This is a genomic window from Kutzneria buriramensis, from assembly GCF_003387475.1.
In the GTDB taxonomy this organism is placed as follows: domain Bacteria; phylum Actinomycetota; class Actinomycetes; order Mycobacteriales; family Pseudonocardiaceae; genus Kutzneria; species Kutzneria buriramensis.
The window spans coordinates 23,496-36,013 of sequence record NZ_QUNO01000036.1; the positions used below are offsets into that span (position 1 = coordinate 23,496).

General features: G+C 69.8%; 16 protein-coding genes. 6 read left to right on the plus strand and 10 right to left on the minus strand.

Annotated features, from left to right (window positions below):
• Nucleotides 1-30: 30 nt before the first annotated feature.
• The 8 genes from BCF44_RS52560 to BCF44_RS52595 form a co-directional block, all read right to left on the minus strand.
• Nucleotides 31-1,017, minus strand: coding sequence for an ATP synthase subunit B family protein (locus tag BCF44_RS52560; protein ID WP_147329035.1), 987 nt, complete (start codon nt 1,015-1,017; stop codon nt 31-33).
• Nucleotides 1,014-1,292, minus strand: coding sequence for a hypothetical protein (locus tag BCF44_RS52565; RefSeq protein ID WP_116182134.1), 279 nt, complete (start codon nt 1,290-1,292; stop codon nt 1,014-1,016). The genes BCF44_RS52560 and BCF44_RS52565 overlap by 4 nt, the downstream gene beginning before the upstream one ends.
• Nucleotides 1,289-1,555: a hypothetical protein gene (locus BCF44_RS52570; protein ID WP_116182135.1), complete on the minus strand. Its 267-nt coding sequence runs from the start codon at nt 1,553-1,555 to the stop codon at nt 1,289-1,291. Before BCF44_RS52570 ends, BCF44_RS52565 begins: the two co-directional genes overlap by 4 nt.
• Nucleotides 1,552-1,818 (minus strand): WhiB family transcriptional regulator, encoded by a 267-nt coding sequence (locus BCF44_RS52575; RefSeq protein ID WP_116182175.1) that lies wholly within the window; start codon nt 1,816-1,818, stop codon nt 1,552-1,554. The genes BCF44_RS52570 and BCF44_RS52575 overlap by 4 nt, the downstream gene beginning before the upstream one ends.
• A 65-nt stretch (nt 1,819-1,883) precedes the next feature.
• A complete protein-coding gene (locus BCF44_RS52580; protein ID WP_147329036.1) occupies nt 1,884-2,084 on the minus strand; it encodes a hypothetical protein in 201 nt (66 codons plus the stop codon).
• Nucleotides 2,085-2,308: 224 nt separating this feature from the next.
• Nucleotides 2,309-3,130, minus strand: coding sequence for a helix-turn-helix domain-containing protein (locus tag BCF44_RS52585; RefSeq protein WP_116182137.1), 822 nt, complete (start codon nt 3,128-3,130; stop codon nt 2,309-2,311).
• Nucleotides 3,131-3,140: 10 nt separating this feature from the next.
• Entirely contained in the window at nt 3,141-3,689 is a 549-nt protein-coding gene (locus BCF44_RS52590) for a DUF6879 family protein (RefSeq protein ID WP_116182138.1), read from the minus strand.
• The gene (locus tag BCF44_RS52595) at nt 3,682-4,026 is read right to left on the minus strand and encodes a hypothetical protein (protein WP_116182139.1); all 345 of its coding nucleotides are present in this window, start codon (nt 4,024-4,026) and stop codon (nt 3,682-3,684) included. The genes BCF44_RS52590 and BCF44_RS52595 overlap by 8 nt, the downstream gene beginning before the upstream one ends.
• Before the next feature lie 383 nt (nt 4,027-4,409).
• Here BCF44_RS52595 and BCF44_RS52600 point away from each other — a divergent pair, with 383 nt between their 5' ends.
• The 3 genes from BCF44_RS52600 to BCF44_RS52610 all read left to right on the plus strand — a co-directional run bounded on the left by BCF44_RS52600 (nt 4,410) and on the right by BCF44_RS52610 (nt 8,973).
• Nucleotides 4,410-5,699 (plus strand): NsdA family TPR-like regulatory protein, encoded by a 1,290-nt coding sequence (locus tag BCF44_RS52600; RefSeq protein WP_116182140.1) that lies wholly within the window; start codon nt 4,410-4,412, stop codon nt 5,697-5,699.
• Entirely contained in the window at nt 5,696-6,241 is a 546-nt protein-coding gene (locus tag BCF44_RS52605) for a GNAT family N-acetyltransferase (protein ID WP_116182141.1), read from the plus strand. Before BCF44_RS52600 ends, BCF44_RS52605 begins: the two co-directional genes overlap by 4 nt.
• 812 nt (nt 6,242-7,053) lie before the next feature.
• Nucleotides 7,054-8,973 (plus strand): hypothetical protein, encoded by a 1,920-nt coding sequence (locus tag BCF44_RS52610; protein WP_147329037.1) that lies wholly within the window; start codon nt 7,054-7,056, stop codon nt 8,971-8,973.
• A 198-nt stretch (nt 8,974-9,171) separates the two neighbouring features.
• Here the strand turns inward: BCF44_RS52610 and BCF44_RS52615 are convergent, their stop codons facing one another.
• A complete protein-coding gene (locus BCF44_RS52615) occupies nt 9,172-9,978 on the minus strand; it encodes a hypothetical protein (RefSeq protein WP_116182143.1) in 807 nt (268 codons plus the stop codon).
• A complete protein-coding gene (locus BCF44_RS52620) occupies nt 9,953-10,729 on the minus strand; it encodes a ParA family protein (protein ID WP_170218241.1) in 777 nt (258 codons plus the stop codon). The genes BCF44_RS52615 and BCF44_RS52620 overlap by 26 nt, the downstream gene beginning before the upstream one ends.
• Nucleotides 10,730-11,330: 601 nt before the next feature.
• Between BCF44_RS52620 and BCF44_RS52625 the strand changes: the two genes are divergently transcribed.
• The 3 genes from BCF44_RS52625 to BCF44_RS52635 all read left to right on the plus strand — a co-directional run bounded on the left by BCF44_RS52625 (nt 11,331) and on the right by BCF44_RS52635 (nt 12,496).
• Nucleotides 11,331-11,657 (plus strand): hypothetical protein, encoded by a 327-nt coding sequence (locus BCF44_RS52625; protein ID WP_147329038.1) that lies wholly within the window; start codon nt 11,331-11,333, stop codon nt 11,655-11,657.
• 103 nt (nt 11,658-11,760) lie between these two features.
• Nucleotides 11,761-12,099: a hypothetical protein gene (locus tag BCF44_RS52630; protein ID WP_116182146.1), complete on the plus strand. Its 339-nt coding sequence runs from the start codon at nt 11,761-11,763 to the stop codon at nt 12,097-12,099.
• Nucleotides 12,077-12,496 carry an RRQRL motif-containing zinc-binding protein gene (locus tag BCF44_RS52635; RefSeq protein WP_116182147.1) on the plus strand — a complete coding sequence of 140 codons (420 nt, stop codon included), beginning with the start codon at nt 12,077-12,079 and terminating at the stop codon, nt 12,494-12,496. Before BCF44_RS52630 ends, BCF44_RS52635 begins: the two co-directional genes overlap by 23 nt.
• Nucleotides 12,497-12,518 lie beyond the last annotated feature (22 nt).

Here is a 12,518-nt window from a genome sequence, read left to right on the forward strand (position 1 = left end):
GGCCGCCCGGCCACCGACGTCAGGGGTGGGCTAGAAGCCCAGGAACTGCTTGGCCAGTCGCCGGCCCTCCATGTGGGCGATGCCGTTGGGCAGCGTCGCGCGCAGGTACTTGATCACCTGGTTCGCCGAGGCGTCCGGCGGCAGCTGCTTGTCCGCGACCGCCTGGCGCAGCAGCAGCAGCCGCTCGCGGGTCACCGGGTCGTCCTTGGACAGCGCGATCGCCGTGCCGTACAGGCTCGACGCCAGGTGCCAGGCGATCACCGCGGCGACCACCAGGGCCGGCACCAGCACGTGGGCGACAAGGTCGGTGGAGTGCCAGCCGAACCGGATGCCGGAGGGCACCACGTTGAGCAGCACCGACGCGCTGGCCAGCGCCCCGTCGAACCAGTAGAACTTGCGCGGCACCTCGATCCCGCGCTTGCGGCCGGTGAACTGCGCGATCATCGAGATCGCCAGCAGCACCGAGGCCAGCGGCTCGACCAGGTACGCCGTCCACGTGCCGTCCGTGCCGACCAGGCCGTCGTGCACGTTGGCCGCCATGTACGCCACACCGCCCGCGATCAGCAGAAACGCGGCCGCCGAGGAGGCGGTGAGCTTGCGGTAGTCCGCGCCGATGGCCCGCGCCGGGTCCAGGATCCGGTCCCGCGCCCGCTCGGCCCGCTCGTCCCACCAGGACCAGCGCCGGTTCCGGCGCGACCGCCGGACCTCGGCCTTGCCGGCCGTGCGGCGCTCCTTGCGCTGCACGGCCCGGATGTCCTCGGCGACCCGGCGGTCGGCGTCGCGCTCGGCCTTCGAGAGCACCGCGTCGAACACCTCGTCGGCCTCGATCTCGGCCAGCTGCTGGAGCAGGTCACGCTCGGCCGCGCGGTCGGCCACCTGCTGCCGGAGCTGCGTCACCCGCTCCGACTCCTGGTGCACCGCGGGCGCGGCCAGCGTCGGCTCGACGCCGAGCGGCTGCATCGGCACCCCGAACTCCACGGTGTGCCCGTTGAGAGGCCGCTCGTCTACTGCAGTCACTTCTCCTCCTTCTTGCCGTTCCCGCTGCTCAGAGCCTCGACGATGTGATCCCATACGTCCCGCTCCTCGCGTACGAGGTCGGTCAGCCACGTGCCGGAATCGACGAAACGACCGGCCATTTGGCGGTCCTGGGCGATCTCGTCCAGCTCGGAGAGCAGCCCCCGCACCCGACGACCGGTCTCGGTCTCGGCGGTGGCGGTGGTCAGGTAGGCGGCGAACAACTGCCGCTCGCTGGTCTTGCCGGTGCGGACGATGCCCTTGATCGTGCTCGTCATCGCGACGCACCTCCCCGGCGGGTCAGCAGTCGGAACGCGATCACGCCGGCGACCGCGACGATCAGCAGGCTCACGACGCGCACCACGGTCACCGGGGTCAGCACCGCCAGGACCGTTCCCAGGCCCGCGAGCAGCGCGAACACCAGCGGAGCGCCGATCGTTGCCTCGTCGACGCCGTACTCGTCGACGCCGACGGCCGCGCTGGCCGCCAGCTCCTCGTCCACGGCCGCGTGGGCCGGCTCGGTGTGCTCGATGTTCGTCATTCCGACACCTCCGACCGGGCGCGGGCGCGGGTGCGGGCGTTGCGGCGCTTGAGCGCGCGGCGCTCGTCCTCGCTCATCCCGCCCCACACACCGGTGTCCTGCCCGGCCTCCAGCGCCCAGTTCAGGCACCCGGAGACCACCGGGCAGCGACGGCAGACCGTCTTGGCCTCGGCGATCTGCAGCAGCGCGGGACCACTGTTGCCCACCGGGAAGAACAGCTCGGGATCCTCGTCGCGGCAGGCGGCGCGGTGGCGCCAGTCCAGTTGCGGCATCGGCCGCGGGGTGTCGTCGTCGCCATCGGCGACGGCGGTGGCGTTGGTGTAGAACTTCACGCCGCACCTCGCAGGGCCGAGCGCTTGTCCGGGGCCAGGCTGCGCAGCCGGCGGCGGTGCGCGCGCTGCTCCGCCAGCGACGGCACCTCGAACTCGGTCAGGTCGACGGCGGTCCTGCTGCTGACGCGCAGGACCAGGCGGTGGACAACGGGCTGTTCACCCCCGCCACAGATGGACGTCCCAGGTAGGCTGGACATCGCAGAGCCCTCCATTCGCTGTGGATCGGTACTTCTGCTGCTTGGGCCTCGTCCCGCTTGCCGGCGGGCGGGGCCACTTTTCTTCGCTGTGGATCTCTCGTGGCCTCCTCCTGCACCCGGTTGCCGCCGTGAGCAGGAGGTTTGTTGTCTGCCAGGTTCAATTATGCAGTAGCTAGTGAATAAAACAAGGGTGGAGGCTTGCGCTCCCCACGGAGTTGGTCCGGTCAGGTGATGCTGCGGTAGTCAGCAGCGATGCGCTCCAGGACTGGGCGAGCCTCGTCGCCGAAGGTGACGAACGGCTCCAGCTCCAGCCAGTGGCTTTCGAAGTCCTCGACCTCTTCCGAGTCGGTGAGCAGCGCGGTCGCGGTCTGCGTGCCGAACATGACCGCCCGCGAGTCGTAGAGGTCGAAGGCGTGTAGCACCGGAACGGTGACTGGCGTGGTCCACGGAACCACTCCGAGCAGCACATTCTCCCGGTGGGACTCCTCGATCAGCCTCTCCAGCTGCTCCACCATCACCTCGGCGCCTCCCATGTTCCACCGCATCGCGCCCTCGGTGATCACGAAGACGAACTCGCGGTCGGTGTCGAGCAGGCGCTGCCGAGCGATCCGGGCCTCGACCGTGCGATCCAGTTCGTCGGGAGGCAGTGATTCGCCGAACAACGCCCGCGTGTACTGCCGGGTCTGGAGCAGGCCGGGCATCCCCGTAGGCGCGAGACAGCGGATCCGGCCGGCGATCTCCTCGATCCGGCCGATGCGCTCCTGCAGCCACCAGCCGCCGCGTTGCAGCACAAGGCGAGCCGAGATCCGCTCTTCCCGCAGCTCGCGAGCCATCTGCACCAGCTCACGCCGCACGGCGGCCGGAGCCTTGACGGCCTTGCACAGTGCCTCGACCTGCTGCGGCGTGGGCATGAACGCCCCGGTCTCCGTACGGGAGACCTTGGACTGGCTCAGCCCCGCCAGACGCGCGGCCTCGACGCCGGACAGACCAGCCGCCTTGCGCAGCTGCCGCAGGGTCGCCGAGAGCTTGTTGGTGGGTTCTTTCATGACGCCTTTCTCAGGCGGCCGACCGGTCCCGGTGGTACTGCGGGTGCCGGCGCCAGTAGTCGGTGAAGTCGATGCCCGCCGACCAGGCCGCGTCGCGGGCCGCGACGTACCTGGGGATCAACTCGGGCTCGCCGATGCTCGCGCCCCGGAACGTGCCGTCCGGCTCGTAGTGCATCAGCACCAGGTGCTCGTCCCCGATCAGCCAGAAGTCCTCAGCTGGCACCTGGTCGGGTTTGCGCTGCTCAGCGGTGTCGATGATGCGAATGTGTTCGCCCGCCTCGAGGTTGAACACGTAGTTCCACTCGCACTCGTAGCGCAGGTAGTCGCTCAGTGGCGAGCGGACCACGTGCACCCGATAGGTGTGCAGGCCCCGCGCGACTTCGCCCCGGATCACGTCCATCCACGCCTGCTTGTCGAGCGGGCCGGGCTGGCCGGCCATGTAGCGGCGGTAGTCGTTGATCTCGCTGCTCACGTCGTACCGGTCGAGCGTCTCCAGCCGGAACAACGTGCTGGTGAAGTGGGCGTCGATGAATTCGCCCAGCTCCTGCTCGTTAAGCATCGGCCGTCACCAGCTCCGGCAGCAGCGCCTTCGGGATCTCCACGGCGTTCTCCCCGGCGGGGAGGTCCAGTTCGGCCAGGACCTCGACGTCGGTGATCTGCTTGCCGCGGACGTGAAGCGTGCCGTGGTCGGTGAGGACCAGGCCGTCCTGCAGCGCCGCCCCGGACAGCTCGGGCAGCAGCGACAATGGGATCTCCACCACCGCCTCATCCGAGCAAACCCGCTGCTCAGGGGCCACGATGTAGCCCTGCACCACGTAGGTGCCCCGGTCGCTGAGGTTGATGTTGGGGCACGTCCGGGCGTTACCGCAGTCCGCCCGCAAGAGCACGATCTTCATCTCGTCTCCTCTCGACACGCGGAGCTTCAGGTGGCAGGCTCCGCAGTATATGCAGTCTCATCTGAATAAAGGGCACCGTCAACAGGAGGTTGAGCGGCGCGCGTACGTTCCACCATCGGCAACGAGTCCTTTTGCGACAGTCGCGAGCGGATGCGGCTCCTGCTACACCCGTCCGACTCGTTGCCAGCTCAAGCTCTCGGCTTTGTGACCCCTGCGAGCAGCGAAGATGTCACTCTGGAGTTGTCAAAGAACGATGTTGAGAGCATCGATCGAGGGCGCCGGACATGGCCACAGGTTGACCCCGGACATCTGCGGGACATGGGCTGGACAATCGCGGACATGGTGTAGGCGCAGCGGTGTCGGTGACACACGATCAAGGGGCGATGCGGAAGGAAGTGACCATGTCGGAGCCTCGGACAGTCCTCGATGAACTGATCACTAAGTGGCACCTGACCAGGGACGCGGCAGCGAAGCTGGTCGACGAAGCTGGGTGCCCGGTGACCGGACGGCATCTCGCCGGCATCGCTCGTGGCCAACGACACGCGGGAGCCCAGCTCACCGCCGCCATCGAGCGTGCCTTCGGGAGGCCGATCACCGAACTGCTCGTCCCGTACACCGGGCAGTGGCTGCCGAGTAACCCGCCTGGTCAGACCGCATCTTCGGCAATCAGCACGGATACCGAGGAGGCATTCGCCTTGGCCGCCCAGCGCGCATATCAGTACAAGCTCGCTTACCAGACCAGGATCGACACGTCCGCCCTGGCGGACGACGTGCGGTACCTCGCCCAGGCGTACCCGCAGCAGCCGCTCGCCGAGGTGATCTCCCCGCTCGTTGCCGCCCAGCAGGCGGTCTACGAACAGCTCGAACAAGGCACGGTGCACACCCAGTCCGCCCGTGAGCTGCACTTTCTTGCCGGGATCACGACCGGCATGATCGCGAGGGCTGCTCACGACTCCGGTGATCCGTCGCGTGCTGTCGAGCTGGCCCGCTCGGCTGCGATGGCTGGCGAACTGGCTGGGCACCGTGGCCTTCAGGCATGGATCTCCGGCCTGTTGTCGCTGGTCACCTACTGGGCTGGCCGTCCGCAGGAGTCAATCCGGCACGCGCAGCGCGCCGCACACCTTGCCAGCGGCACCGCGTCCACGGTCACGGTGTGGGCCGCGGTCAGCCAAGCCCGCGCCTGGGCCAAGCTGCGTAACCCCGGCGGTGTCGAAAGTGCTCTGAGCAGCGCCAACGCCGCTGAGGAACACGCCACAGGGGACGATCTCGACGCCTTCGGCGGATTGCTGACCTTCTCCCGGGCCCGTGCGCTCTACTACACCGCCGAGGCATCGGCGACAGTCGGCCTGACTGACGCTGCGGCCCGGTACGGCAACGAGGCGGTCGAGGCATACCGCGACCCGACCAGCGACTACTGGGCTTTCGGAGACTCGGCCGGCGCGTCCGCCGCACTCGCCACCGCCTACATTCAGCAAGGCGAGGTCGAGGGCGCGAACGCACTCCTGGTCCCCGTCTTCGATCTCCCGCCGGTCCAGCGGACCAACGGCATCATCAAGTGCATCCAACCCGTGTACGAAGCCGTGAGCAGCAGCGATACCGGCGAAGCGGGCCGCGAGCTCAGCGAACGAATCGAGGCGTTCAGCCGCGTGCCGATGCGAGCGGTGGGCCATTGATCAGTCTCACTGGCGAACTGGTGACCCTGCGGGATCTCGCCAAGACCGACGTGGACGACGTGTTCGCCATCGTCGGCGACCCCGCAGTCACGAAGTGGCTGTCCTTCGACACCCGCACCCACGCGCAGGCCACCGAGATGGTGGCCGGCGTGCTCGAGCGCCAGGCGCACCAACCCCGCACCGAGTACTACCTTGCCGTTTGTGCTGCTCGGCACGGGTTCATCGGCTTCTGTCGACTCGGCCTGGCCGGCGTGCAGGCAGGCAAACTCGGCTACGCCATCCGCGCCGACGTTCAGGGCCGCGGCTACGCCACGGATGCCTGCCGCACCATGCTCCGGTTCGCGTTCGATCGGTCGCGCCTGCACCGCGTGTCTGCGGCCGTCGGCCCAGACAACGCCGCCTCCATCGCCGTCGTGCGCAAGCTCGGCTTCACCCACGAAGGCCGGCTTCGCGATCACGTGCACACCAACGGCGCCTGGCGAGACAGTGAGCTGTTCTCCCTCCTTGTCAACGAGTGGGAACGAGGCCTCGGCGGCCGATGATGACTTCCTCCCTATCAGCGCGGACGCTGCCTGTCCGGCGAGTAACTGACAACTCGCCGGGCGACTGCCGCCGGTCGAAAAACTTCAGTGGATCACGGCGTGTCGTCACCACCCCCGCAGTTTTCCCGGCAAAATCGGCTGCCATGGCCGCAAGATCAGGTCGAAAGCACCGCCGTCACGGCACCCCGGCGCGAGACGTGGCTATCGCCACGTATCTGCTTGAGCAGGTCGACGCCGAGGGGGCTGCGCGGGGGCTCTCCTGCGCCTTGATGGCGGACCAACTGATCGAACTCGGCCTTCGCGCCCTTCGCGCAGGCCAGGGCGGTGGCCAACAAGACGACTTGGGAGTGCTGATGATCTCGTAAAACAACGAAGCGGCCTCACCCTGCCAGGTAAGACCGCTTCCTCGAAGTTTTGGGCGACCCTGCCAGGTCGCCGTTTGTCCCTCGCTGATCGCTGTCCGGCTGCCAACCGGTAGCGACCAGAGGCCCACTTGCTAGGTGGGTCGTTCATCCCCTCGCCAAGGGATTTCGTGTGCCTACGATAACGCAGGCTCACGACACACACCAGGCACTGCTTTGTGCTGCGTGTCGTGAGTCATGTCATCAGAACGTTTCCGCTGCTCGGAGGCAGTCCGCGCGCCTCCGAGCGATAGTGCGCGTCCCGTGCCGGACCGTCGGTGAGGCACGCTTTGTCGCGGAGCGAACCCTCGCCGACTCTGATTTCCCTTGCCGCGTAAGGGATATCGGCCGATCACCTCGGGACGGCGCCCCTGGCCAGCCCACGGCCGCCCAGCGCGCGGTGGTGGTCGCATGACCACCACCGAACCGGCCCCGACTGCTGTTTTCGCTGCTCAGCGGCTTGAATGTGTGGCGTGTTGTCGCCCGTACGGGCGACGCCGCGCCCCGCTGGTCGATGGCGACGCGCTGTTCGACTGCGCCGATCTGGTCGTGTGCGACCAGTGCTGGCACCTGGCCGGCGGCGCCGACGCGGTCCAGACCGCCCTCGCCGGCGACGACGGGCCGATGGAGCCGCTGCTGGTGTTCGACCCGGCCTTCGAGCAGCTGCTGGTGGCCGCGGACGAGTACGACCAGCTGCACCCGATCGACCGGTTCCTGGTCGAGTCCGGCATCCGCTGGTCGGTCCTGCGGTACATCACCGTCCCGGCCCGCTGCGACCTAGTGCGCTGGGTGCTGGAACGCGTCCCACCAGCGCATACCCGACCGACCGACTCGCCGGCCGTGTGGATCGAGGCCGTCGAGGCCCGGATCCGCGAGCAGACCGGCGACGAGTTCAAGTACAACGCGAAGCGCCGGCGCTGGTGGCGCATTGCCAACGTGCTCCGCTGCTGCTCAGACAGGGGACGGCGGCCGCTGACCTGGGTCGCGCAGGAGGAGATCGCGGCCGCGGTGGGCTGTTCGACGCGCACGGTGCGGCGGTGCGTGGCCTGGCTGCAGCGCGAGGGCCTGCTGTTCGAGGTGCTGCCCGGCTGCCAGCTGCCGCAGATGGTCGCCCCGGACGGCGAGACCGCCGAGGAACGCGCCGACCGGGACCGCCGGATGGCGGCGGCGATCGCCGCCGAGCAGGCCGCGATGGCCCGCGCCGAGGCCGAGCTGGACGCCGTGCGCGCCGGCCTGCTCGGCGACCAGGCGGCCGCGGCCGCCGAGGCGGCCCTCTCCCCCGAGGAGGCGGCCGCGCTGGCCGCCGTGGACGACCTGGAGCCCGGCCTGGTGCAGCTGGCGCCGGTGTACGAGCTGCGGGTGCCCGTCAGCGAGGCCGAGCAGGCCGAGGAGGCCGCGATCAGCCGCGCGCACACGGTGCTGCGCAGCCCCGGCGAGCAGCTGCTGGCCGAGCACCAGGCCGAGCAGGTGCACCCGGCCAACGTGCTGCTCTACAGCGCGGTGACCGTCGTCCACGCCGGCGGCGGGCACGCCGTGCACGACCCGCTGGACCTGGCCTACCTCGACCCCAGCCCGATCTGCCCCGACTGCGGGCCGGTCGTCGGCTACCTGCGCGGTGCCGACCTGGGCGCTGACCTGCACAAACACCAAAATGGCCACCCCCCGCAGGTGTGTTGGGCTGATCACTTGAAGTCCAGTTCCGTACAACCTGTGGATAAAGGACGGGCTTCGCCCGGCTCAGACATGGAGGAGTTGTCTTCAGTTAGCACTGAAGACTCAATAAGCAGGGAAACTAGCCCTGATTTGGCCGCTGAGCCCGGAACAGCGCCCGCCGAAGGGGATCACCCCAAAGCGCGTCAGTCGGAAGCTGTGCGGGCCGCTGAGTGGCTTCTCCGGTCCCGACTGCATCCAGTGGTCTGCGACGACGTGTCGGTGCGGTGGCTCGCCGCGCAGATCCGGGGCAGCCACCTGCTCGATCGGTGGGACTGGACCTGGGACGACCTGGCCGACCTGCTGCACGGCTTCCCGGAGAACACCCACCTCCCCCGGTTCATCCGGTCCGCCCGGGCCTGGATCCGCGCCCGGTTCCAGCGCGCGACGCCGGCGCTGTCGCCGAGCAAACTCAAGATCATCCGCGAGATCGAGCGGACCAGCCCGGCCCTTCGGGGCCGCCACCAGGCCGAGGCCGAGCACGTTCGTCAGGCCGAGATCGCCGCCCGCCGCGCGGCCGTCGCGGCGTGCGGGATGTGCGACGAACTCGGCTGGCTGCACGTGCCGGATGGGACGCCCACCGTGCGCTGCAACCACGACCCGGACACCAGCGGATGGTGACTCACCAGGCCGGTCACTGTCCGTACTGGAAAGTGGAAACTGGAAAGCCGGCACGCCGGCCGCGAAAGGGGGCCCCAACGCGCACCGCGCGCTGCGCGCGTGGAGCGAGGCTCGGAGCCTAACACGGAGCGTGACACTTTCCAGTTGCTGAGCCTCTCACCGGCCGCCAAAACGCCCGTTTTCGCAGACGTTCGACGGTCAGCGCCGCGGCCGCGGCTTGGCGACCGCGCCGGCGGCCTGGTCCACACCGAGCAGCGAGGCGAGATCGGCGGCCAGCTCCGGCGTGAGCCCGTGCCGTTCGGCAGCGGCCTCGACCGCCGCGGCGAGCTCCTCGGCGGTCACGCCGGCCTCCTGCGCGCGTTCGATCTCGGCGACGGCCATCGAGCCTCGGCTGTCGATTTCGGCGAGCAGCCGGGCCAGTCGGCCGGCCGCCGCCGACACCGGCAGCAGCGCCTGCGCGGCGACCTGCCGCCGGGCGCGGCGCGCCAGCCGTGCCGCCCGGCGCGCCACCACGTCGTCGGCCGGCTCGGCCATGGGCGCCTTCGCGGCCGCCGCCGGCGCGCGTTCGGTTTTGCGGCCGGCAGCGCCGCTCGGTCGCCGCTGACTGGCGCGCACCGGCTTGTCCCGCGGTGCGGCTGCATCCGGCTCGCGTTGCGGCTCGGCGGCCGCCGAGACGGTCCCGTCCGAGCTGCTCACGGGCTTGTCACTGGCGGCGGGCGCGCTCGGCGTGGCCGGCAGCGCCGTGGCAGCCTCGCCGGCGGCCGCCGCCTGGCCCGCGCTGTCCTGCCCGGTCTCCTGCTCGGCGTCGGCCGAGTTTGCGCTGGTCGCCGCGCCCGATTCGGCAGGAGGCGTTGTTGCCGGGTGGCGCGGTGTCGGCGGCTGACGGTGCTTCCGGCGGCCCTCCGTGGTGCGGGCCGTGAGCGCACTGAGCCCGCCGCCGGGCTGTGGTTGAGCGGATCCCTGCTGCTCAGAGGTGGTTTCAGGCTGCGGCAGCGCGCTCGACATGGGTCACCGCCTCCAGAGCGATGGTGTGGATCTCGGACACGTACGGCTCGTGCGCCTTGGGGATGGCTGGGGCGGCCGACACCGGCATGTACTTCTTGCGGGTCCGCAGCCACCGGTGGGCCGACACCGGCGAGGACACCGGCGCCCCGACCTTCTCGGTCATCTGCGCCAGCCTCCGGACCTCGAAGCCCGGCGCGACCGACGGCACGGCGTTGGGCACCACGAGCAGCGGGAACGAGGCCAGGTCGTTGAGCATCTGCTCCAGCGCGTCCAGCGGTTTGGTCTCCAGCAAGGCCGGCGTGAGCGTCAGGTGCGCGGCCATCACCGCGCCGAACGCGGACTCGCCGTCGCCGGGGTGGGTGTCCACCACCACGACCCGGCCCCAGTGCTTCGCCCAGGCCGTGAGCAGGTCCGCCATGTGATCGCGGCTCGGCTCGTTTGGCTGGAAGTCCGGGTGGCACGGCAGGAGATCCGGGCGCCGGCGGGCCGTGCCCGGCACCAGCACCGGCGGCCGCCCCTTCTCGATCGCGTCCAGCAACGGAGCCCGAACCCGCTGGTCGTGCCGGTATCCCAGCGCCTTCGAGGCGTTGCCCTCGTTCCAGTCCAGGTCACACAGGACCGCGTCGAGCTGGTGCGCCAACTCGATCGCCAACGTCGTCTTCCCGACGCCGCCCTTGAACGAGGCCACCGTGATGATCAGGTAGCCGTACCGGTTGAGCAGCGCATCTATCCGCGCGCGGAGACCGTCCATGCGCGGCATCCTCCCGCACGACCGGTCGCCAAGGCACGCATGACACCTACGCGATTCGGGCGCGTCACGCTAAGCGCCCGGGCACTACGCCTAGCGCGCGCCGCGCGTCAGCCAGCGCAGCGCGCGCCGGGCGCTAACGCGACGCGTTCGCGCTGCTCGCAAGCTTGCCCAGGGCGCGCTGGCGCACATGACGCGCTGTCCGCGTTGCGCGTCACGAGCGCCCAGCGCGCGCAGCGCGCCATGGGCGAGACCGCGCCCGGCGAGCGCATTCGGATAGGCGTGCATCGAGCGTGAGCGCTCCGGCGAGAAGGGCGCGATGGGCGACTACGAGCGTCGTGCGTACAGGCGCGTTGCGCGCGTACGCGCATAACACAAATAGGCGCTTACGCGCCAATCCGCGCATCGTGCCTGCTCGCGATACACGCGAGACCCGCGTAGCGAGCATGGGCGACCAGTGCGCGTACTCGCGATGGTCGGGTGGATCCGTCTCGCGCGTTCGCTCACCGCGGACATGGGCGACCACCTGCCAGTGTCACCGGTCCGGAGCAATCTCGCCCGGCACACCTTGTTTTATTCACTAGCTACTGCATAATTGGCGGTGGTGACACGAAACGCCCTGCTCACGGCGGCAACCGGGTGCAAGGCGTCGGGACAACGATCCACAGCGAACCTGGAGGAACTCGTGGCCGATCAGCGTTGGGCGCCTGCGGAGCAGCAGGTGCCGGAGCTGCTGGAAGACCTGATGCACATGGGCTCGGTCGAGTACAGCGGCAACGTGATCCAGCAGTACAAGCACGTCGACACCCGCCGCTACATCAACCTGGACGGCGCGGGCCAGGCGTGGCAGATCGCGGTGCATCCCGACACGGGGGACCTCGCCGCCCGGCGCATCGACCTCGACGAGGCCAAGGCCCTCGTCCTGCGCTGAGCAGCGCGAACAGAAGTTCCAGGCGGGGCGTGGACGACGCCCTGAGAAGCAACTCCCACGCCTCGCCTGGCTTCCAACCCAACCCATCGGGAAGGAACCCCCAGTGTCTCACCCGCTTGTTCTCACCGACCAGCAGCGCGCCCACCTCGCGGTCGCCGAGGCCGACACGGCCCGGCTGGTCGAGCTGGTGCGCGACGCGCGCACCGCCGGCCTGACCGGCCTGCAGTGGCAGACCGCGAGTTCGCTGGCCTCCGGCATCGCCGACCAGGCGCAGCGGATCGCGGACCTGGCCGCCGGCGACCGCATCGCCGGCCGCGTCTGGGCGACGTGCGCGCGACTGCTGCGCGACACCGCCGCCCGGTTCGAGCTGTGGGCGGACCTGGCCGAGGCCGCTGGCGCTGTCCTCGAGGTGAGCAGTCATGCCGCGCACGAAGCTGCATGACGTCCAGCTCTGGGACGGCACCTGGACCTGGTGCTACGGCTGGCGCGACGGCCTGCCGGTGTGGAAGTTCCGCACCGCCCCGGCCGGGCTGGTCACCAAGAAGCAGCTGTGGGCGCAGCGGCTGCGCCGTCGCCGCGGGCAGGACCCGTTCGGGCTGCTGGTGTTTCACCGGAGCGGCTGCGGGGAGCAGGTCGCCCCGCTGTTCCGGCTGGACCTGGCGATCCCGTCCCGACGCATGTCCGCCCGCTGGGCCGACTCGATCACGGCGATGGGCCGCGCGCACCGCACCTGCCGTCGCTGCGGCGCCAAGTCCACCACGTACCTGCCGACCAGCACCTGGAAGTGCTGGCCGTGCATGGAGGCGACCGGCGATTTCGGCGAGCCGGCTGTTGCCTGACCACCCCACGCAACAACCACCT